Source organism: Rhizobium sp. RAF56, assembly GCF_052113965.1.
Lineage (GTDB): Bacteria > Pseudomonadota > Alphaproteobacteria > Rhizobiales > Rhizobiaceae > Rhizobium.
This window is the reverse complement of sequence record NZ_JBFRDU010000009.1, coordinates 1-19,499: the sequence shown is the minus strand read 5'-3', so window position 1 is coordinate 19,499 and position 19,499 is coordinate 1. Positions and strand designations below refer to the sequence as shown.

Genomic DNA, 19,499 nt, shown 5'->3' with positions numbered 1-19,499 from the left:
GATGGAGTGGCCGCTTATGCGGCCATTTCTTTGCGGGCGATGATCTCGCCGGCACGTCGGCGCGCCTCGGTATCCGCTGCAAACACCTCGTCCATGCCGCCTGCGCTGCCGAAGCCGGTCATGTCTTCCATAACCTGTTCGGCAATATCCGCCATCTCAAGGAAACCGATACGCCCGGCGCAGAATGCATGGAAGGCGATCTCCTCGCCGGCGTTCATGACGGCGCCCTGCAGGCCGCCACGTTCGAGCGCCGTTCGCGCAAGGCGCAACGCCGGAAAGCGCACCTCGTCCGGAGCCTCGAAATCCAGCCGGGCGAGCTTTGCGAAATCCAGCCGCTCGACATTGAGCGTCGGCCGGTTCGGATAGGTCAGCGCGTAGCCGATGGCGGTGCGCATGTCCGGAGAGCCGAGCTGGGCAAGCACCGAACCGTCCGTATAGCCGACCATGGAATGGATGACGGATTGAGGATGGATGACCACTTCAATTTGGCTGGGGTGGAGGTCGAAGAGGTGCTTTGCCTCGATCATCTCCAACGCCTTGTTGAACATCGAGGCGCTGCCAATCGATATTTTCAGACCCATGGACCAGTTGGGATGGGCGCGGGCGATTTCGGCCGTCACCCCCGCCATCTGCTCGCGCGTCCATGTTCTGAACGGCCCGCCGGACGCCGTCAGTATGATGCGCTCGACCGCGTGATGCTGGCCGTCCTCCAGCGATTGGAAGATGGCGCTGTGCTCGCTGTCGACCGGGATCAGCCGCCCGCCGCCGGCAGCCACGGCCTTGACAAAGAGTTCGCCCGCCGAAACCAGGCACTCCTTGTTGGCGAGCGCTATGTCGGCGCCGCGCCTTGCCGCGGCAAGGGTCGGTTCCAGTCCGGCCGTGCCGACGATGGCCGCCATCACCCAGTCAGACTGGCGGGCGCCAGCCTCGATCAGCGCCTCGCGCCCGGCGGCGGCTTCGATCCCGCTTCCGGCGAGCGCGTCCCTCAACGCGAAATACTGATCGTCGCTTGCGGTGACCGCGAGTTCGGCGCCGCAAGCCTTCGCCTGCTCGGCGAGGAGGCCGACATTGCTGTTTCCCGTGATGGCCACGACTTCGAACGCGTCGCGCCCGCCGAGCTGGTTCAAGACATCGAGTGTGTTTTGACCGATAGAGCCCGTCGCACCGAAGATGGTCAGCCGACGCGGCGCCGGTTTGCCGCTTGTCATCAGGTTGTCCGCGTTTCTTGCCGTCATGACGGCTCTATAGCGGATCGATTGGTGCAGCAAGAGCGCATTCTATCGGGAGCGCGGTCGCGGAGCCATTCTCCTCCCTCCCGCGGGAAATGAACGAATGCCGATACCGCGCGTTTGCGCTCTAGGATCGGTCAAGAGGAGGACTGAGCATGGTTTTCAAGGCACCAACCTTTCATGGCGGCGAACCGCAGATGGAGACCGACCATTCCACACGTGCGGCACTGGAAACCGCCGTCGCCAACGCGCTGGCAGTCGCCGGCGGTATCGACGCCTGTGACGTCACCGTTAGCGCTCAGGAGCAAGAGATTACGCTCGACGGTACGGTCGGCACGGCCGAGGAGGTCGCGCGCGCAACGCTTGTCGCCGAGGCGATCGAGGGCGTGCTCGCGGTGAGGAACCGGATTGTCGCCGCAGCCGGATAGAAGGGTTGTCTTCGATTGCGCCAGGGTCGTCCCCTAAGCTAGCGGAACTTTTCCGCGTCCGGCGCGTTTATTTTCTCCGCGGTTTGGAAAGGGCCAAAAAATGCAAAAGATCGGTCCGGCGACGAAGGCAGTTCTGATCCTTGCCTCGATGCTGCTTGCCGCCCCCGCTTCGGCGATGCCGGTGGTCTCCTTTGGGGCATCGACCCGCGGCGATGTCGTGATGATCGGAGGGCATCACTGCAACCGTGTCTCAGGCGGAGGACACCACAACAATCACGGCAATGACAGCTACTACGACGACCACGAAAACATGGGCGTTCTTTTCAAGTCGTTCGTAACGGGAACGCTGTTTGCGAGGTCGGACGAGGACGGAAAAAACAAGGACGCGCCGCCGCCGAAGCGGTTTTGAAGGCATAGCCCAAGAAGCATGACGGCTGCCGTCGAGCGGCAGCACGAAACCGCCACAAGATATCCCTTCCCATCGAACCGCTGATCTGCTGAGGCGAACTGCGTGGGAGCGGTCACCTACAACGGTTCATGAATAGCCTTTACATAAAGAATTGGCACCCAAACGAAACGGCGACAATGGCAAGCGGCAGCGCCAGCATCATAACCGCGCTTTGCCACTCCTCGTCTCTGCTCGTTGCGTGATTTCTGGCTTCCTGGCTCATTTCAGCTTCCCCCTTAGGGCGAGCCTAGCGAACTTTGAAGCGGCGTCTCTTCAAAATTGGTTTCCGGTCGTAACATTTCGACGCCGGCTATGAGGAGAGCACCGGCGCAAGCGAATTTGCCAGCACTCAAGATTTTGATTTTATTATATTAAATGGTCGTCCCGACGCGATTTGAACGCGTGACCCTCAGATTAGGAATCTGCTCCGAAGCCCTGCAAATCAAGGAGTCCCGAGCGCATGTTGCATCCATGTTGCTTTCAGGAGAGGAAGGCGTGCTCTGCCGCCGCCAGTTCATCGGCGTCATCAGCCTTCGGGAACAGGTGCGAGTAGCGATCCATGGTCAGCGCCACCGTCGAGTGGCCCATGCGCTCCTGAACGATCTTGGGCGTTAGCCCGAGGCCGCCATCTTCCTTCCGGTTGATGCACCAAGAGGCGAAGAAGTGCCGGAGCACATGCATTCCGGTGTATTTCGGCGCCAGGATGGGCATTCCCTTCTTGTCGACCTCACCTGACTCGATCGTCACGCCTGCAGCCATCCATGCCGGATGAAGACCGCGGCGCAGGATGTTATTCAGTTGCTCCACTTTCCCGGAACCGTTCGGAAACACCAGGTCGAGGACGATGACCTTTTCGCCTGCCTCGTCGAACTTCCCGGTCGTGCGCTTGGGGCAGATAAGCTTCCACTCTCGTAAGGCGTTCATGACCATCGGCGGCGCCGGGATTGTGCGCTCACCCGACAGGGATTTTGGTCGGCCGATGTCGTTGAACCTGTCGGCACGCTGATGCACCCGGATCTCTCTCTTCGCGAAGTCAATGTCCTGCCAGCGCAGTCCGCGCAGCTCTGACGCGCGCAGGCCGCAGAAGGTTGCCGTCAGGATCAACGGGCGCCAGCGGCCCTTCAACGCCCCAAGAAGCGCTTTCACGTCCTCTCGGGCTGGAATATCTACCGCGACCTTCAGGCGCCCCCTCTGGCGCTGCTCTTGGCGCTTCTCTCCGGAGCCGCGCTTGCCCTTCAGGTCCCGCACCACATTTCGCGCCACGAGGCCGCGTTCCTGCGCATCGGCAGTAAGCGTACCGAGGCTAACCAGCACCTTCTTGATCATCGATGGCGATCGATCTGCAGCGCGCAGTTCGTCCTCGAAAGCTCGGATTCTTGCAATGGATAAACCGGAGAGTTTAAGGGCGCCGATGAACGGAACGATGTGCATCCGTAGATGCCGCTCGTAGTCCATGATCGTGGCACGCTCGAGACCGTTGGCCTTCGCGCTAGCGATCCAGAGCTTGCCGGCAGCCTCGACGGTGGCGCTGGCGCTATCCGCGACGTGAACGCCTTCCCTAACCTCGACAGAGGCCGTAGCGGCGTATTGGTCCGCTTCCTTCTTCAGGCGGAATGTCTTCAGTCGGCGCTTGCCGGACATGTCGAGGTAGTCGACCACCCAGGCGGATTTCTGGACGCCCTTGGGTGTCGTCCATTCGCGTTTGCGGACTGACATGGCTTAGTCCTCGCGTTTCTTCAGAAGCTCGTCAGCTCTGTCTATCATCTTGTCGGCGTCCCTAATTTCCGGTCGTCCATTCTCAAGTATGGCGGTGTCTTTCGCGAACCTCACTATCCCCTCACTCGCCTCGGAAATCCGCTGCGCCATATCCAAGATTTCGGGGCTCGCGTTGAGTGACAAAATGATGGAGCAAAGGGACTTGATGATGCGGGCTTGCTGGATGTTCTGTGCATTGCCGGATTGCATCACGCCTTTGTAGTTCTCAAGCAAGTCGAATTGCGATTCCAGCAGCTTCGATCTGTTCGCATTCATCTTTCGCTCATCGGCGAGCATCCGGAGGAGTTCGCTGGCGTTCCGATCGGGAGATTCCAAAGCGGACTCGATATACGCGACGATCTCGGCATTCATTGATCGTCCGTTTCCTTCAGCCGCTTTTTTAACCCGTTCCTTGAGGTCGGCCTGCATTCGCAACCCGAAAGGGGGGATGTTGGCGAGAAGTTCTTTTACGTCGGCCATGGCTTCAATCTGTAGTCCGAAATTTATTGACAGCCACGGTTACAGTCTGTAGCTATAAATTGCAATGACTACAGACTGTAGTTACGCACTACCGCTAGTGGAGCAAAAACATGGCAAGAGCAGAAGCGTCGTTGGATTTGATTTGGGAGGTATCTGAGATCGCGAAGACTATCGGCCGCACTGAGCGACAAACCTTTCACTTGCTCAGTTCCGGTCAGTTGCCCGCCAAGAAGGTCGGTGGCCGCTGGGTAGCTGAGCGCGGCAAGCTCATCGCTTTCTTCATGGAGACGGCGGCATGAGCGGCACCAGCCCCGAAGTCGCTGCAGTCGTTACGATCAACGTCGATCGCCGGCCATTGGCCCGGACGCGGAGATGCGGGGTACGCGCTAACGGTCTGGGCTTCCCGGGGGGCGTTTCGGTCGATCTCCTGGAATCCTTCGTGGCCAAGCCACACGATGGAGCCGGGGCCGACTATGTCGCCCTTTTCCGTAAGCACTCGGATCAGCCGTTTGAGAGGAAAGGGCGCATCGCTGACCACAGGACGGTGATGAACATCTTTAACGACGCAAAGCCAGACCCGATGCAGCTTGATGCCCAGAGGCCCGAGACGACATGTAGCGCGCGGGCCGAAGCCGAGCGGACCCGGATTGAGTTCGACCAGGCCAAGTCGCAAGTTGCGGAACTGCAGGCGGCGCGCACCCTGGCGGAAATGGAGCTGGGCGCGATTAAGTCTGAGCTGGGCGCGCTCAATTCGAGTGCCGTCTGGCGCTTCATGTCGTCCGTTCGACGCCTCTCCAAGCATTATAGCCGCAAACTCCGAGAAAATCATTCTGGCGGCGGCGGGCATGGCCCCTGGCCACAGAGAGTGCGTACGTGGGCGGCGACAGAGCCAGGGGATGCAAAGCCGCGTGATGCTGGTGGGCCTAATCTCGCTGGGTGATGGCGGCTTCGAGGGCGCGCGCCGTTCTCTTCCCTTGTCCGGCAATCATCCGGCATCAATCCGGCAACCGTCCGCCGCCGGTCAGGATCATGCCGGCCAGGTCGAATGGCTGAAAGCGGCCGGCGCGACGAAAATCTTCCAGGAGAAGCGCTCTGGCGTGGACCGTGAGCGCGAAGAACTGAAAAGCTACCTCGCACTATGCACGTGAGGGCGACGCGCTCCTGGTGACGAAGCTGGACCGCCTGGCGCGATCGGCTGCGGACCTTTACGCGATCGTGCATATGCTGGAGGGCAAGTGCGTGGCGTTCAAGGTACTGACGTTGCATCAAACTAGTTGGCTGGATCGCACCGCTACGTGCCAGTGGATCTCCGCCGGCAACCGGCGGCGCCAAGTCCGGGCTTAATGCATGATTAGTAGTGCCATCAGAACCTAAATCTGGCGTGTCTACCAATTTTCTGTCGCGCCGTCATATACTCCAAAGAGCACCACCTCGACTTGCCGGGAGCGCAAGATTGCAGTTATGCCTCAGGTCTGTCGAATTCGGCTATGCGGAACGCTCGATTTCCTTCCGTGCCGCGCTGGAAATGAATGCCGAGCGGCTGAGGCCGCGCTTAGCGGCGGCTTCGTCGATCGCCTTGAGCGTTCCCGCCTCGAAGGTCAGATTGGCGCGTACCACTCGGGAATCGTCGTCGACCAAAGGCACACGCACGAGAAAACCGCCCTCCGCCAGCGCTGCCGCTATGTCTTCGCGCGTGCGAACCGCGTGCAAACTCGAGGGTTCGGGCAGGGCTTCGTCCTCCGCCCAAAGACGCAGGGCCTGGATGGCGTTGTCGACGATATCAGCTTCCTCGTCCGCAGCCGAAAAAACCGAGGGAAGATCGGGAAACGAAACGCCGAAAGCGCTGTCGCCTTCCTGTTCAACAAGAGCGTAGTAGGTGCGCATATCTTAGTCTCCGAAGTTACCGCTGGCTCTAAAACCAGCCTGCCTGCTTTGCGATGCTGCGCGCCGTTCCGGACGGCAGGTCTTTCTTGGGGTGGGGCACGATCACGATCTTTTCGCCCTTGCGGAACTTGTGGTGCGATCCGACGACGGACACCAGCTCGAAGCCTTCCGTCTTCAATCGCTTGATGATCTTGCCACTGTTGCGTTCCATGCTTGTCCTTTTTCGTGTGTATTTATTTACACACTGGAAATCCTTCGTCAAGTTGAAGTGCGTATTATTATGCGCATTCATCGATGCCGAGGCCGACACATGAGTGTTGCGATCGACGAGTTCGACACCCCTGAGGCGACGACGTCGCCCTTGTCCAAATCCACCGGTTCATCGGGGAGCGAAAAAAGGCAACGATGTTACGGTTCAGAACATGACGCATCGGAGAACATCGTCGTACGCCGCCTCGTGGCGCACAGAGGGTCTCTAACGAAGCAGCTTTCTATGACGACTTCGACTGGCATTGCCGACACTGAGGGGTTTCGTCGCAAGCGCACCCACTACTCTCTGACCGGCGCACCGACGACCTCCCGGATGACGGATCCGACCACACCGACGCCGGTGCGTTCTGATCGGCGGCGTTTTAGAAACCTGCCGGAGAGCTTCGTCTCCCTCATACGCGTTTCTCGGATCGTTCAGGCTCGCCGGCTTTCCAGACGCGAGCCGCAATAGCTGAGCAGCCCGCAGCGCTTGTCGCAGGCGGCATTGGCATTACCTCTGATGTTCGTGTAAGGTTACTGCTTGGAAGCAGCCGTGAAGAAGTCGTCGATCTGCTGATTAGGTCGTGCCGAAGAACGCGGATTTCCGAACTCCCCTTGCCATTCGTGATCGTTTGGGCGAAACCGTTCTTGAGCTAGCGAGAGAAAGAAGAGCAACGCACGCGGCGTTTTCGGGCTGGTGGTCTTGCACCCATCTTGATGTTTTTTGCCGCTGCTCATTGCGTTTCGGTACTAGCGATTCGGAAAGACGCCTTTGAATCGCAGCAAGTTTTGTACTAACTGCGCAAGGCCGAGATCAGATCCCTACTGTGCTCTTGTGGTGGGACGCTCAAGAACGCTCATTTAGGCTCTGAGATGTACGTTCCGCGTTGACAGAGCTGAGTTTCCCCATAGGTTGCGGGGACTTTCGTCGATGCGCTTCAACCGGAGCGCTCAGATCATGTATGTATGTGTATGGATTGGCCGTGAATACTTTTCTAACTGGTGTAAACCGACAGACAAACGTGATTCTTGCGCTTCTTGTTCGCGAGTTTCGATTAAGAAATAGCAAGCATGCGTTCCATCATCTATTTGATCTACTTCACGCTCTATTTTTCATTGTTACCCATTGGATTATATTTAAGTTCGCCGGAAGACACCTTATAATTGGCGATAGCCTTTTGACATGGATCACGACCGGGATCGCGCCTGTACTTTACTTCCGCGCAATTAGCATCCGAGCCGCCCAAGCAATTCCCGCTTCAAAGCCTCTCAGAGTCATCCCTTACATTAATCCCCTGGATGTCTGCATTGCCAAAATGGGCGTGGAAGTCCTTTCCTTCCTGGTTATATTCTTGTTTTTCTTCGTGGTGATATATGTATCCGGGGAGTCAAAAGACGCGGCCCCCTTTAACTACTTGCCGATCCTACAATCAATTTCTCTGATGACCATATTTGCATTTGGGGCGGGACTGGTTAACTCATTCATTGCTTCTGTTTTTCCACTGTGGACGATTGCTTGGAGCGCTCTTGCACGGGTTCAACTGTTCTTCAGTGCCGTCTTCTTCATCCCAGAGTTTCTGCCACCTAATTTTAGGAACCTGCTGTCATATAATCCGATGCTACATTTCGTTTCGCTATTCCGAACCGGATTCTATCAAGCTTACCCCAAGGATATGATTTCGTGGCCTTATATGCTGTACTGGACACTCGGCGTCACGTTTGTCGGCTTGGCACTAGAGCGCGTCCTAAAGGAAACCCGTCTCTGAGGCCGTTCATCCTTGAACATGTCCGTGCGGCATGAAAACAGCTTAAAACGCGATGTGAGTGTATATATATCAATGCCCCTTCCGGAAGATAACGTTCCATACTCGTCCATAGCCAAGGGTGCCGTCATCAAGTCGCCTGAGCTTATCGAGCATCCTGTAAGCATTGCACCCTCTTCGGAGATCCATGGTGGGTGCAAGATTGGTTCATTTCTCTTCCTGAACTTCCGCTCGGTCATCTACCCGAACGTCACTATAGGTCGCTTCTGCTCTATTGCGCGGAACTGTGAAGTCGGCGTGGCTCGGCATCCGACGCAATACCTGTCAACGCATAGCTTTCAATACAACAGCGTTCTTTTCCCCGATTTTCCAGGGTACTCCGAAAAGAAGTATTGTACCTGGCGCGCGCATCCAGAAACGACGATCGGTTCCGACGTGTGGTTGGGCGCCCAAGTCATTGTTGTAGCCGGAGCGAAGATCGGCCACGGAGCGGTAGTCGCGGCAAACGCTGTCGTCACCAAGGATGTGCCGCCGTATGCGGTTGTCGGCGGCACCCCAGCAAAACTGATCCGATATCGGTTCTCGGAAGATGTCATCGAAGGCCTCCTCGAAACAAAATGGTGGGATTTGCCCTACTCCGAAATTAAGAGCCTGCCCTTCGATGACCCTACTGCATGCGTTGAAATCCTGCGCGGCATTCGGTCCAAAACCGCCGCGCAGTGACGCTGGCTCCCGAGGGGCCGAGTTGGATTTTATGCTAATACGCTAGCTCTGGCGCTGCCACTGTTGACTCAATTGCGCCATAAATCGTAGATCCGCCGTACGCCAACTTTTAAGAAGTCCTTAAGCGATGTTAATTTCGATCATTATCCCCGTGAGGGTCAGCGATGCGCTCTTCCAGGGGCTACCTCGAATTGAGAAATTGCTGGCGTCAATTCCAAGAGAAGGCTTCGAGGCTGTTATTGTAGATTACGGAAGTAGCCGGCGCGAAGCCGAAGAGCTGCAGGCAATAGCGGATAAATTCTCTCATGCACGTAACATTCGCGTCGAAGCTGAGACTGAACCCTTCAGCGCCGGGATAGCACGTAACATCGGAGCTGAACACGCAATGGGTAGCGTCATCATGTTCAATGATGTCGACTGCATCGCCAGCCCCCACATGTATCGCCGAATTGCGGAAGAAGCGGAAGCGCGCCGCATCGACATCAACGTCTATGATTTCTTCTCCATCCCCATAGCCTTCACCACATACGAAGGCGCCGATGAATATACTAGGCTTCAGGCCGAAGATCCTCGTCGTGCCGACGCCCTGTTCCACTATCATATGATCCGCGGCGAAAAGCAGTTCGTGTTCATGATGGCCTACTCAGGCTCGACGATCGTCGTGAATAGGCTTCAATATCTCGCGATTGGCGGCACCAATCAGCAGTTCCACGGGCACGGAGCTGAAGACTTTGAGGTCAAGCTGCGCTTGGCGGGATATCGACCGATCGGGGTAAAACCGATCGACTATTACCACAACACTAAAGTCAACCAAATGCAGGATTATGTGGGCTTTCGATCCTACCTTGCCCTGTACGGCTATGAGATCGCTTTCCGAGGCATTTACATGGTTCATCTTTGGCATCCGTCACGTGTCAGCAAGAGCGTGACAGTTTCGCCGAGTTCTTCGGGTTACATGCAGACTGAGCGAAACTTCAGGCTCATGCGGCAGATGATGCGGGATTTCGATACGTCAGGGTCTCAGCCGGCCGCTTTGATGGATTGCGCCTCTGACAGAAAAACACTCGTTCTTTGCCGACCGAATTCAACCGCTCTCGAAACTCTTCGTCATGTCCTACCCCTTCTTGGTAGGTTTGACGTGGTTGATGAGGTCGTGTTCGAGAACGACGAGGCGTTCCTGGATACGATAAGGCGAGATGGCTTCACCAACGTTTTGCTGTTGAACCCTTATGGCAATCCTCACCGGCTTTCGCTCTACGAATCACTAAGACGGGAAGGCATCCCGTATTGGGTTCACGACAGAGGAGCGCTGCCGCACTCGTGGTTCTTTGACCCGTCCGGGTTCAATGCTGACAGCCCAAGCTACGCACCTAACAGATGGGATAGACCCTTGTCAGATGAGGAGCGGTCAGCGGTTCGCTCCTATATCCAGACAGTGAAGACTAAGGCGGATACGCTGGAAATAAATGGGCCGCCGAAATCCGCCTCACACTGGCGTAGCGTCTTCGGCATAGGCCCGCGGAAGGTGTTGTTTGTTCCCCTTCAAAGACCGAGCGACACCGTCACGCGATATTTCGGTGGCGCCGTTGGGGCTTACGAGAATTTTTACGACTGGATTGAGGATGTCGCCCTTCACCTCGATAGGTCGGAATGGGTGGTAGTCGTTAAGAAGCATCCCGCCGAGCTGATTAAGCCGAGTATTCAAGGTGTGATTTTTGCGCCGGACGATGCCCATGTGCACGATTTGATTGAGCTATCGGATGCTTCAATGATGCTCAACTCGGGCGTTGGGGTTCTTTCTCTCGCCTTTGGAAAGCCGGTAATCACATGTGGCGGGGCCTTCTACGCACACCACGGCCTAGCGGTCAATGCCAACTCAGTGGAGGAAGCGGTACGCCTCGTCCAAACCGGCGTCCCCATCGACAGAGCCAAGGTCGAAAGTTTCATCCATTATTTGGTTACGGAATTCTATTCATTTGGCGAAACAGTATATATCGAGCATGACAACGGCAGCAGCAAATTTCAGGCCGCGTCTAAGATTTCCTATCAAAGTGTGCGTGGCCTGACAGAGAAGCCAGTTTTGTTCGGAGGGATACCCGCAACGGCGTCCTTCGACAGCCTTGTCTATTCATCCTTCGGCGGCCCTGCGACAATGAAGCGCGCCAAAGAGAGTGAGCTAAAGGGGAGAGTCGAGAAGAAAACACCCCTGACAGCTCCGGCTCAGGCTCAGGCTGCAGTCGCCCCAAGCGTCTATGACGAACTCATCGCTAGCGCGCGCAAAGCTTGGAATGAATGCAGATATGCGGATGCTGCAAATTACAACACGAAAGCCGCAAATGAAAACCATGCCAAGGCGGTTCATCATTTGTGTGAGGCTGCGGAGGCCTGCATTCGCAACAACGACAAGAATGGGGCTGTCAATCGCCTGATGAAAGCCCTTACAATCGCTCCTGGCAACAAGGCAATTAAGAGACGTATTCGAGAATTGAACCGCCCAAAGTGGCTGTCTGCAATACTCAAGCCTCAACCGTTTCCGGTGAAAGCATAAATGCTGAAGCTCAAGAGACACCGTGCCGACCTAACTATTCCAGAGATCATTGCTTTTCTGAATCGGTGGAGGAGAAAGCGCCTATTTCTTTCCGTAGCGCTCTCTTCCCTTGCCTTGGGCATCGCTGCCTACGGCGTGGGGCTTTCGTTCCAGCTTCTCTTATCATGTGTGTAGTGGGCGTAATTACTGGCCTCATCGCAGCATACATGCACCTCACCCAGGAGAAATTTGCCCCTGACCCGATTGAGCCTGCAGGCCCAGAATATAGGACTGTGACCTCTGATGGTTGGGAATACTTCGTCTAGAACACCCGGTAAATTGGTGCCCCCGCCGAATAGATCTGGAGGCCGGAGACTTCGCGCCGGTTGCGGCCGTAATAGCTTGCTCCGCGGCGATGCCACATCCCGACGCTGCCAAGCCGCTTCCAGCGCAAGGCATTCCTGGTGTGTGGATCAATCACGCTGGTTGCGATCGCAGACCACTGGGAAGCAATAGCGGAATGATGATCGACAAACGGCCAGAGGCTAAACTGGCCGGATCAAACGAAGCCGAACAGCCAGGCTTGCGCAGCGCATCGCGGTCCTCGTCCCTTGCTATAACGAAGAGGTCACGATCGGAGCTGTCATCGACGATTTTCGTCGGACGCTCTCCGATACTAATATCTACGTTTTTGACAACAACTCCTCGGATAGGACCATTGCCTGCGCACGGGAGGCAGGCGCGATCGTCAACACGGTTCGGGAGCAGGGCAAGGGCAACGTCATAAGGCGCATGTTTGCTGACATAGAGGCGGATATCTACGTGCTAATCGATGGCGACGGAACATATGACGCGTGTGCAGCGCCGATCCTCATCGATGAACTGACAACGCTTGGATTGGACATGGTCGTAGCCAGCCGGACATCCGACGAGCGGGAGGCGTACCGGCCTGGACATAGATTTGGAAACTGGCTCCCGACCGCTTGCGTCATTGATGTGAACCTGTTTGGCGCAAGCCGGGCCGCCTTTTCGTCGCAACCCGACGGTCAGGCCAAGGGTCGTCATCTTCGTCCGGCGCCGCCTGGGAGGCGATCGGCCGCTCTGAAAGAGAATGGGTTGTGCAAAGTTTGAGTTGACCGCTTTCGATGGCGAGGCGACACTTCAATCGTTGGAAGGCAGGGGGAAACCAATGAACGAGCCAGACCGGTGGCGCCACATGGCATTCGCGCCGAAAGACGGCAGTCGGATCCTCGTCACGGTCCGTGCCTCAGAACAAGGGCCGGCGGAAGTTGATCTCGCCTACTGGTCAAATGGCGATCAGTTCGGCGCAGAGTGCTGGCGCGCTTCTGATTCCTCCCCCGGCCGCGTCATTGAATATACCGAGCCAGAGCTGAAGTGCTGGATGCCGATGCCATCGGCCAATCTCAACCGCGCCTCCATGCCCTCACCTTGGGAGGGCGACGACACTCAGCAACTCGACGGGTCGGGGATTTAACCACCTCGCGGCAATGGAATTTCGTAGAATTCGTGAACCATGCCGCCGCCGCCGAATTCGGTCTTGAATCGGTATAGGCTTTCGTTCAGAACGCGCCCACCTTCCTCGTTGCTAATGCCAAAATCGAAGTAGCGTATCCCTTGGCCAAGCGCACCCTCGATGGCTGCGTCAAATACGGCGTCTAGCGCGGAGAGCGCGTAGCCCATTTCGCTGGAGGCGATATATTGCACGTGCCAGACATTGGCCGACAGAAACATCAGGATACCCGCAACGACATCGTTCCCCGCTGTTGCGCAGCCGATCCGAATATGATCCGGAAAGCGCTCGGCAAGAAGAGTAATCTCCTCGAGCGAATGGACGGGCCGGGCAGCATGCTTGCGTGCAAGGTTGCCCTCTAGCACGTTCCAAAGCTCTGGCAGCAACGCGATCTCTCCGGAGATACTCACGGCGTTCTGCGCCTTTTTCAGGCTGCGCCGGCGTCGGTCTCCGAGCGGTCGGCGGTTGGAAAGATCAATGGCGGAGGACAGGTCGCATCGCGTGCGCCGGGCATTGAGCCGGAACAGCGCGTACAGGTCGTCCTGCGCCGGAACCGTGGCGTAACAGTGTGGCAGCGCCTTGTATAGCAGGCGGCTGAAGCCGCGCGACTGGTAGAAGGCGGCAATGTCTTCAAGTGTCGCCAGCATTCTTTCACCGGTCAGGCGGCCGTCATGAACCACGCCGCCATAGGTCGCGCCTGGATGACTAACGACGAGATCGGTTTCGTCGCGCGCGATCGCGGCAGGAAAGACGCCCACCAACCGTTCGGCATCGAAGATCAGTAGCGACATGTCCTTGAAACGGTCCCCATGATAGCTGAGAAATCTTCGGGTATGGAGGATGGTCGCATTTACGGCGCTGGCGCACCACTCATCCCAACGCGCCTCAACCGACGGGTCGTAAAGCCTGACGTCAAACCTACTCATGGCTGCAGTTCCGCGACGCCGAATCCGGTCCCGCCGAAATCGTTGCCGTTGTAAAAGCAGAATGTCCGGCCCCGATACTCCAGGATCGCGGAGTATTCGACCGCCTCGCTATCCCAACCTTCCACAGAGGTGGAAAGGTTCATCTCATCGTCTTTCCGAGTCCAAACGAGGCCGTCGGACGATATTGCATAACCGAGATAATAGACCCGCGGAAAGCGGCCCCGAACACTGTAAAACATACGGTAGCCGCTCGCATCGGCGATGACATAGGGCCGTCCGAAGCCGTGTTCCCTGTCGAGTTCGACTGTTAGCACGACGCGGCCTTCCTCGGGCCATGTGACGCCGTCGGGTGATTCCATATAACGGATGTCGTAGATGGGCATCGCCTTGCCCTCGATGTGTTCCCACTCGCTGCCGGCGACATACCACATGCGCACGCCGCCATCGTTGCGGGGCAGCACGAAGTTGCCGCAGCGGAAATACATTTCGGCGGGCGAGCGCTCGAGAATCGGTGTCGTCTTCACCTTTTCGAAGCTGTCGCCGTCGTCATGGCTGACAGCAAGGCCGGTCAGCAGCCGGTAGCGGATGTTGTGACACAGCTCGAAGCCGACGTAATACATCAACAGCCGGCCATCCGGCATACGCAGTACTGATGTCTGGAACACGCCATTGTCGTCGAACGCGCCGGGAACGCCGCAATCGAGCACCGGTTCAAGAGAGGTTTTCAACACTCGCAACGGGTTGGCGGGATCGACATCCACGTATCCGACACGTCCGATGTTGGTATCGTCCCGACACTGCACGAACAGCCGCAGCGCGCCATCCTCGCGTAGATGAGGCGTTGGGCAGCTTGCGTATTTGCGTGCCCACCAGCGTTCGCCGGATGGCGCCCACACAACCCCGTGTTTGGTCCAGCGCATTGGCTCAATTGTCCTTGAGCTTGAAGAAGCGGCGCGCAGGAATTTTCACCGGTTCGGCATTGTCGGTCTTGTAGAGCGCGTTTTCGGCAGTGTCTTTCATGATCGTCGCAGCCGGCCCTACCCAGTTGTCGGCACCGATCGAAAGATTGTTGGCGGCAGTCGCATTGACGCCAAGGAAGGAATTGGCGCCGACCGAAGTGAAGCCGGACAGGACCACATGCGAGGAAACGAAGCAATTGTCGCCGATACTGCTATGATGGCCGATGTGATTGCCGCTCCACAGCACCACGTTGTCGCCGATGGTTACGAAGGGCTGGACTGTGTTGTCCTCAAAAATAAAGCAATGTTCACCGAGTTTGACGTTCCGCCAAACGAAGGCGCGGCTGCTGACATAGCTGGCCGGTTGGTAGCCTCTAGCCTTCACTTCCTTGTAGAGGCGTGTCCGCAGTCGGTTCATCTGGGTGTAGACGAGCGCGGCATAGAACTCGGTCTCGGCCGGACTGAAATGCTGCTCGATTTCCTCTAGCGGCAGCACTGGCAGCCCGAATAGCTCAGACTTCTTCAGGTAGGCCGCCTCGACGGCAAACCCTACCACCTCGTACTGCGAATCATGCGTGAAATATTCGAAGGCGATTTCGGCGAAGGCGCTGTCACCGATGATGAACAGCTTTTTGGTTTTGCGCATGATAATTTCCTCCCGGATCGCCCCTCAGGGGCGCGAAATCAAGATGTCTTCGCGGCGGTTGGCCATCGGAAGCGATGAAGGCTGTGGAAGCACATAAGCGTCGAACCCTTGCAAGCGGGCGCGCTGAATAACGGCCATTACCACGGCATCGTCGATCTGATCGTGCTCAATCCTGTTGAACGTCGCGTCCGGCTTCTCTGCTGTCTTCATGAAGGCCTGATGGAATCGGATGCCACTGTCGCTGGCAAAAAAGCGCTTCCTCTTCGAGACGTTCGGAATATCGCCGATCAACATCTGACCGCTCGGCGAAAGCAGCGACAGCGATAGGTCGATAAACCGGAAAAACGAGACATCGACGATGATGTAGTGCAAGACGCTGTAGCAAAGAACGACGTCAAACTTGCCGCGATTGGCCTCGATGAACTCCGGGCAGTTCGGATACATCGCGGCCAGTTTTTCGATCCGGTCGCAAGAGGGCAGAAGATCGAGCATTTCCCGGCTGTCGATCAGCGTCAGGTTATGGTTGTGCCGCTCGCAAAGGTCGATCAGCATGTTGGGGATATCGCTACAACCCGGTCCGATATCCAGCACTTTGGCGGATGTCATGTGAAGATTGCTGAGCTTGCTGGTGATATCGGCGAAAATGGCCTCTTCACTGCCCTGACGGTAGGAATCGGGAAAGCCGATCTTTTCGTATTTCGACATCGACGTGTCCGAGGCGAATTTGCGGAATTCCTCGAAGCCGATATTGCTGAAGCCTGCGGGATCAGCCATGCGCCACCTGTTGGGTCAACGTCGCCGCATCGAAGGCATTGGCAGCCGCGATGACCTGCTCCACCTGCGCATCCGTCAAAGCCGGGCTCATCGGCAACGACAGGACTTCGTCATGCAAAGCCTCCGTCAACGGCAGGACGTGGCCTTTAAGGTCTTCGTGGTAGCACTCCTGTCGGTGCGGCGGGACGGGATAGTGGATCGCCGTCTGCACGCCGCATTCCTGCAAATGCAGCGCAAGGTGGTTGCGCGCCTCGCTGCGGATGACGAAAAGATGCCAGACATGGCTTTTCTCTTCGGCGCGAAGCGTCGGAAGGACGATGGCAGGATTGCGGATCTCGTTGAGATAGCGCGTGGCGATGTGCCGTCGAGCAGCGTTCTGCTCGTCGAGCAGCGGCAGTTTCACCCGCAGAAATGCGGCCTGCATCTCGTCCAGACGACTGTTGATGCCTTGATGAGTGTTGACGTATTTTCGCTCGGAGCCGTAGTTCCGCAACGAGCGTAGAAGCTTGGCGAGGTCGTCGTCCGTGGTTATGACGGCTCCGCCGTCGCCGAGCGCGCCTAGATTTTTGGTCGGATAGAAACTGAACCCGGCCGCATGGCCAAATGTGCCCGCCTGCTGCGAGCCAAGCAAGGCGCCGTGTGCCTGTGCGCAATCTTCCAGGAGCAGCAGCCCTTCATCCTCGCATACCGCAAGCAGTTCGGGCATTGGGCAAAGCTGGCCGTAAAGATGCACGGCCATCACGGCCTTAGGCTTTTGCGCAAGGGCGGATCGCAGTCCAGCTTCGGAGAGATTGAACGTCAGAGGATCAGGCTCGACCAGAATAGGCCGCAACCTGTTTTCCGTAATTGCGAGGATGCAGGCGATATAGGCATTCGCGGCAACCACAACGCCATCACCATCCTTGAGCCGTCCCTGCGCTTTCCATGCGCGCAGGGTTAGTACCAACGCGTCGAGACCGCTCGCGAGCCCGATGGTATGCGCAGCTCCCGTATAGCGTGAGAATTCTGACTCGAATGCCTCAACCTGATGGCCGAGCACATACCAGCCGCTATCGATCACGGTCCGGGCAGCCTTCGCGAGATCGTCGGCGAGGGGCGCGTCGACGGCTGACAGATCGAATGCCGGAACCGTCTTCATGCCCGCTTCCTGACCGAATCGATGAAAAGATTATAATCGCGGAAATAATCCGCTTCTGCATAGAATTCCGAAGCAAGCACTAGGCAGACGCCGCCGGAGGAGAAATTCTCGAGCTCACCCCAGGTCATCGGAGGAATATGCAGACCGTAATAGGCACGGTTGAGAGAAAAGCGCTCCGCCCGATGGCCGTTGTCCAGGATCACGTCGAAGCTGCCTGCAATTGCAATGACGAACTGATGAAGGTTGCGGTGCGCATGGCCGCCCCGATCCGCGCCGCCCGGAACGTCGTAAAGGTAGAAAACGCGCTTCACGTTGAAGGGCACATGGCGCGTCTCTTCGATGAAGGTCAGGTTGCCGCGCGCGTCGGGAATGCGCGGAAGATCAATGATCCGGCCGGGGGAATGGCTGTCACGTTCGCCGCTTGGCAGCGGCGCCATGTCGCGAGCCACCATTTCAGGCGAGGCCATTGCGGCATAGGTTTCCCGCAGCCGTTGTGCCAGCGGGGAATAGGCGAGCGCGCTCATGCGGCAACCTCCGTAAGGAGCCTTTCGAAGCGGGCGACATCGCCTGCGAGCTGGGGGAAGCGCGGCAGCCAATAGCTGTAATCGCGGATGAGGCTCTTGTAGGCCAGTGGATACATGCCCGCCGGCAAATGACCGGAAGCCTTGACCTGGTTGATGATGATTTCCCAATCCGTGATGCAATAGATGAAGTCCGGATTTGCGGCAGGATCCGAGTTTGATCCCTGGTGCTGTCGGAAATAAGAAAGCGTGGCCGGATGAGCGACGACATTGCCCTTGGACGCCAGATTAACCCAGGCGAACACGTCGCCTAGCCCGCGAGAGGTCACGTCGCCGAAATCGAGAAGCGAGCCCGTGGCCGCCGCCAACGCGTCGGTGCGTCGGAACATCACTGTCGAAAACTCGCCGATGAAATTCTTGGCATTTGCAGTCATCAACTGGATACATTCGGCGCCATCGATGATCTTGATGCCTCCTGAAATCTTCAGGACGTTGACGTTGCTGAGGATGTTGTTGTTCTCGTCGATCAGATCGCGTGGCGAGAAGGCAAGCGTCGTATTCTCCGCCTTGGTCGCTTCCAGCGCTTCGAGCAGATTCTGGACACAGAACGGATGAAGAATATCATCGTCGAGCAGGAACTTGATGTAATCTCCCTGCGCCAGGCTCATCAGCCGGATGACGTTCTTCTTGCTGCCCGGCTTGGGGTTACGGCTATACTTGACTCGCCCGGGAAATTTCTCGCAAATTCGCTCGATGTCATCTGTAGGGCAGTCGTCGGAGACGATGATCTCGATATCTGGAAACGTTTGCGCAATGGCGCTCGCCAAGCATAATTCGAAATGCCTCGGTTTGTACGATGGGATGCAAATGGAAACCCGCGGCATAGCTCACCTTGTGACGTCCCGCCGCAACGGCGGAGGAATGAAGGTAGATTCAAAGCTGTTAACCTTGCCCAAGGCTTTCGCTGCTTAACCGCGCCCGAGTGCCTTCACTCCACCTTGACCTGGCCGTCCATAAGAATGTCATCCGGGACGGGTTCGATAGCGGCTTCGCTGCTTTTCAAGGTGAAGATTTTCACATACCGACATTGAAGCGGCTTGAAGACGATCGCCGTTCACACTATGCCCCCGGCAGGCTCATACAGATGCCGAAAGTGCTTGATTAGATTATACTCCGCCGTTGATCCGAGGTGGCCCGATCCGAGCCGTCAGCTCCTTGGCGAGCACTTGCAGCCAGCAGACTGGGAGTTCAATAGCGGAAATCTAAAAAGCCATTTCAGCCGAAAAATGAGTCTGGCATCCTCCTGGAGAAGCTTGCCATCGATTTTTTCCCACCTCTTTTCCGTCTGCGCCCTCTTCTTCACGCCCTAAGAGCCTGACCGAAAAAGAATTGAGTGAAATCAGCCAGTTGTGATTCCCTTGGATTTGCTTAGGATTCGAGGAAACTGCAATGGGCTGGACTGATTTCACCCGTCGCCAATATGGCCGACGGACAGGGCGTTACGCAAGTGATCTGACG

The 19,499-nt window shown here is 57.0% G+C and carries 26 protein-coding genes; 12 read left to right on the top strand and 14 right to left on the bottom strand.

All coding sequences use genetic code 11. The features are described from left to right. Window positions 1–14: 14 nt before the first annotated feature. The gene (gene dxr / locus AB4048_RS09515) at window positions 15–1,208 is read right to left on the bottom strand and encodes a 1-deoxy-D-xylulose-5-phosphate reductoisomerase (RefSeq protein ID WP_442201857.1); all 1,194 of its coding nucleotides are present in this window, start codon (window positions 1,206–1,208) and stop codon (window positions 15–17) included. A gap of 176 nt (window positions 1,209–1,384) precedes the next feature. Here dxr and AB4048_RS09510 point away from each other — a divergent pair, with 176 nt between their 5' ends. Continuing rightward, window positions 1,385–1,657, top strand: coding sequence for a BON domain-containing protein (locus AB4048_RS09510; RefSeq protein ID WP_442201700.1), 273 nt, complete (start codon window positions 1,385–1,387; stop codon window positions 1,655–1,657). A gap of 100 nt (window positions 1,658–1,757) precedes the next feature. Next, window positions 1,758–2,066 carry a hypothetical protein gene (locus AB4048_RS09505; protein ID WP_442201699.1) on the top strand — a complete coding sequence of 103 codons (309 nt, stop codon included), beginning with the start codon at window positions 1,758–1,760 and terminating at the stop codon, window positions 2,064–2,066. A 139-nt stretch (window positions 2,067–2,205) separates the two neighbouring features. Here AB4048_RS09505 and AB4048_RS09500 read toward each other — a convergent pair whose 3' ends face one another. The 3 genes from AB4048_RS09500 to AB4048_RS09490 all read right to left on the bottom strand — a co-directional run bounded on the left by AB4048_RS09500 (window position 2,206) and on the right by AB4048_RS09490 (window position 4,340). Beyond that, the gene (locus AB4048_RS09500) at window positions 2,206–2,328 is read right to left on the bottom strand and encodes a hypothetical protein (protein WP_442201698.1); all 123 of its coding nucleotides are present in this window, start codon (window positions 2,326–2,328) and stop codon (window positions 2,206–2,208) included. A gap of 257 nt (window positions 2,329–2,585) precedes the next feature. Beyond that, window positions 2,586–3,821, bottom strand: a complete 1,236-nt coding sequence (locus AB4048_RS09495) for a tyrosine-type recombinase/integrase (RefSeq protein WP_442201697.1) — start codon at window positions 3,819–3,821, stop codon at window positions 2,586–2,588. A gap of 3 nt (window positions 3,822–3,824) precedes the next feature. Then, complete coding sequence (locus tag AB4048_RS09490) at window positions 3,825–4,340, bottom strand: Arc family DNA-binding protein (protein WP_442201696.1); 516 nt, start codon at window positions 4,338–4,340, stop codon at window positions 3,825–3,827. 110 nt (window positions 4,341–4,450) lie between these two features. Here AB4048_RS09490 and AB4048_RS09485 point away from each other — a divergent pair, with 110 nt between their 5' ends. From AB4048_RS09485 to AB4048_RS09470, 4 genes are read left to right on the top strand one after another with little or no spacing between them, the layout of a single operon-like run. Then, the gene (locus tag AB4048_RS09485; protein WP_442201695.1) at window positions 4,451–4,639 is read left to right on the top strand and encodes a DNA-binding protein; all 189 of its coding nucleotides are present in this window, start codon (window positions 4,451–4,453) and stop codon (window positions 4,637–4,639) included. After that, window positions 4,636–5,280 carry a hypothetical protein gene (locus AB4048_RS09480; protein ID WP_442201694.1) on the top strand — a complete coding sequence of 215 codons (645 nt, stop codon included), beginning with the start codon at window positions 4,636–4,638 and terminating at the stop codon, window positions 5,278–5,280. The genes AB4048_RS09485 and AB4048_RS09480 overlap by 4 nt, the downstream gene beginning before the upstream one ends. Further along, a complete protein-coding gene (locus AB4048_RS09475; protein ID WP_442201693.1) occupies window positions 5,249–5,488 on the top strand; it encodes a hypothetical protein in 240 nt (79 codons plus the stop codon). Before AB4048_RS09480 ends, AB4048_RS09475 begins: the two co-directional genes overlap by 32 nt. 16 nt (window positions 5,489–5,504) lie before the next feature. Further along, on the top strand, window positions 5,505–5,684 hold the full coding sequence (locus tag AB4048_RS09470; RefSeq protein WP_442201692.1) for a hypothetical protein: 180 nt from the start codon (window positions 5,505–5,507) through the stop codon (window positions 5,682–5,684). 141 nt (window positions 5,685–5,825) lie between these two features. Here the strand turns inward: AB4048_RS09470 and AB4048_RS09465 are convergent, their stop codons facing one another. Further along, the gene (locus tag AB4048_RS09465) at window positions 5,826–6,224 is read right to left on the bottom strand and encodes a type II toxin-antitoxin system HicB family antitoxin (RefSeq protein WP_442201691.1); all 399 of its coding nucleotides are present in this window, start codon (window positions 6,222–6,224) and stop codon (window positions 5,826–5,828) included. Between the two features lie 28 nt (window positions 6,225–6,252). Further along, window positions 6,253–6,435, bottom strand: a complete 183-nt coding sequence (locus AB4048_RS09460; protein ID WP_442201690.1) for a type II toxin-antitoxin system HicA family toxin — start codon at window positions 6,433–6,435, stop codon at window positions 6,253–6,255. 282 nt (window positions 6,436–6,717) lie between these two features. Between AB4048_RS09460 and AB4048_RS09455 the strand changes: the two genes are divergently transcribed. Then, window positions 6,718–6,945, top strand: a complete 228-nt coding sequence (locus AB4048_RS09455; RefSeq protein WP_442201689.1) for a hypothetical protein — start codon at window positions 6,718–6,720, stop codon at window positions 6,943–6,945. Window positions 6,946–7,007: 62 nt separating this feature from the next. Here AB4048_RS09455 and AB4048_RS09450 read toward each other — a convergent pair whose 3' ends face one another. Then, window positions 7,008–7,211 (bottom strand): hypothetical protein, encoded by a 204-nt coding sequence (locus AB4048_RS09450; protein WP_442201688.1) that lies wholly within the window; start codon window positions 7,209–7,211, stop codon window positions 7,008–7,010. Window positions 7,212–7,456: 245 nt separating this feature from the next. On the opposite strand from AB4048_RS09450, the gene AB4048_RS09445 reads away from it, so the two are divergent. The 5 genes from AB4048_RS09445 (at window position 7,457) to AB4048_RS09425 (ending at window position 12,981) form a co-directional block, all read left to right on the top strand. Further along, entirely contained in the window at window positions 7,457–8,239 is a 783-nt protein-coding gene (locus AB4048_RS09445) for an ABC transporter permease (RefSeq protein WP_442201687.1), read from the top strand. Between the two features lie 18 nt (window positions 8,240–8,257). Next, the gene (locus AB4048_RS09440; RefSeq protein ID WP_442201856.1) at window positions 8,258–8,959 is read left to right on the top strand and encodes a xenobiotic acyltransferase family protein; all 702 of its coding nucleotides are present in this window, start codon (window positions 8,258–8,260) and stop codon (window positions 8,957–8,959) included. Window positions 8,960–9,086: 127 nt separating this feature from the next. After that, window positions 9,087–11,507 (top strand): glycosyltransferase, encoded by a 2,421-nt coding sequence (locus AB4048_RS09435; protein ID WP_442201686.1) that lies wholly within the window; start codon window positions 9,087–9,089, stop codon window positions 11,505–11,507. 537 nt (window positions 11,508–12,044) lie between these two features. After that, window positions 12,045–12,617: a glycosyltransferase family 2 protein gene (locus AB4048_RS09430; RefSeq protein WP_442201855.1), complete on the top strand. Its 573-nt coding sequence runs from the start codon at window positions 12,045–12,047 to the stop codon at window positions 12,615–12,617. 58 nt (window positions 12,618–12,675) lie between these two features. Beyond that, on the top strand, window positions 12,676–12,981 hold the full coding sequence (locus AB4048_RS09425) for a hypothetical protein (protein WP_442201685.1): 306 nt from the start codon (window positions 12,676–12,678) through the stop codon (window positions 12,979–12,981). On the opposite strand, the gene AB4048_RS09420 is transcribed toward AB4048_RS09425, so the two are convergent. The 7 genes from AB4048_RS09420 to AB4048_RS09390 are packed head-to-tail and all read right to left on the bottom strand — an operon-like array spanning window position 12,978 to window position 18,865. Next, on the bottom strand, window positions 12,978–13,943 hold the full coding sequence (locus tag AB4048_RS09420) for a GNAT family N-acetyltransferase (protein ID WP_442201684.1): 966 nt from the start codon (window positions 13,941–13,943) through the stop codon (window positions 12,978–12,980). The genes AB4048_RS09425 and AB4048_RS09420 overlap by 4 nt on opposite strands. Beyond that, window positions 13,940–14,863: a glucosyl hydrolase gene (locus AB4048_RS09415; RefSeq protein ID WP_442201683.1), complete on the bottom strand. Its 924-nt coding sequence runs from the start codon at window positions 14,861–14,863 to the stop codon at window positions 13,940–13,942. Before AB4048_RS09415 ends, AB4048_RS09420 begins: the two co-directional genes overlap by 4 nt. Window positions 14,864–14,867: 4 nt before the next feature. Beyond that, window positions 14,868–15,548: an acetyltransferase gene (locus AB4048_RS09410; protein ID WP_442201682.1), complete on the bottom strand. Its 681-nt coding sequence runs from the start codon at window positions 15,546–15,548 to the stop codon at window positions 14,868–14,870. A 24-nt stretch (window positions 15,549–15,572) separates the two neighbouring features. After that, window positions 15,573–16,322, bottom strand: coding sequence for a class I SAM-dependent methyltransferase (locus AB4048_RS09405; RefSeq protein WP_442201681.1), 750 nt, complete (start codon window positions 16,320–16,322; stop codon window positions 15,573–15,575). Beyond that, complete coding sequence (locus AB4048_RS09400; RefSeq protein ID WP_442201680.1) at window positions 16,315–17,460, bottom strand: DegT/DnrJ/EryC1/StrS family aminotransferase; 1,146 nt, start codon at window positions 17,458–17,460, stop codon at window positions 16,315–16,317. The genes AB4048_RS09405 and AB4048_RS09400 overlap by 8 nt, the downstream gene beginning before the upstream one ends. After that, window positions 17,457–17,984, bottom strand: a complete 528-nt coding sequence (locus AB4048_RS09395) for a sugar 3,4-ketoisomerase (protein WP_442201679.1) — start codon at window positions 17,982–17,984, stop codon at window positions 17,457–17,459. Before AB4048_RS09395 ends, AB4048_RS09400 begins: the two co-directional genes overlap by 4 nt. After that, complete coding sequence (locus AB4048_RS09390) at window positions 17,981–18,865, bottom strand: glycosyltransferase (RefSeq protein ID WP_442201678.1); 885 nt, start codon at window positions 18,863–18,865, stop codon at window positions 17,981–17,983. Before AB4048_RS09390 ends, AB4048_RS09395 begins: the two co-directional genes overlap by 4 nt. Window positions 18,866–19,499: the final 634 nt, after the last annotated feature.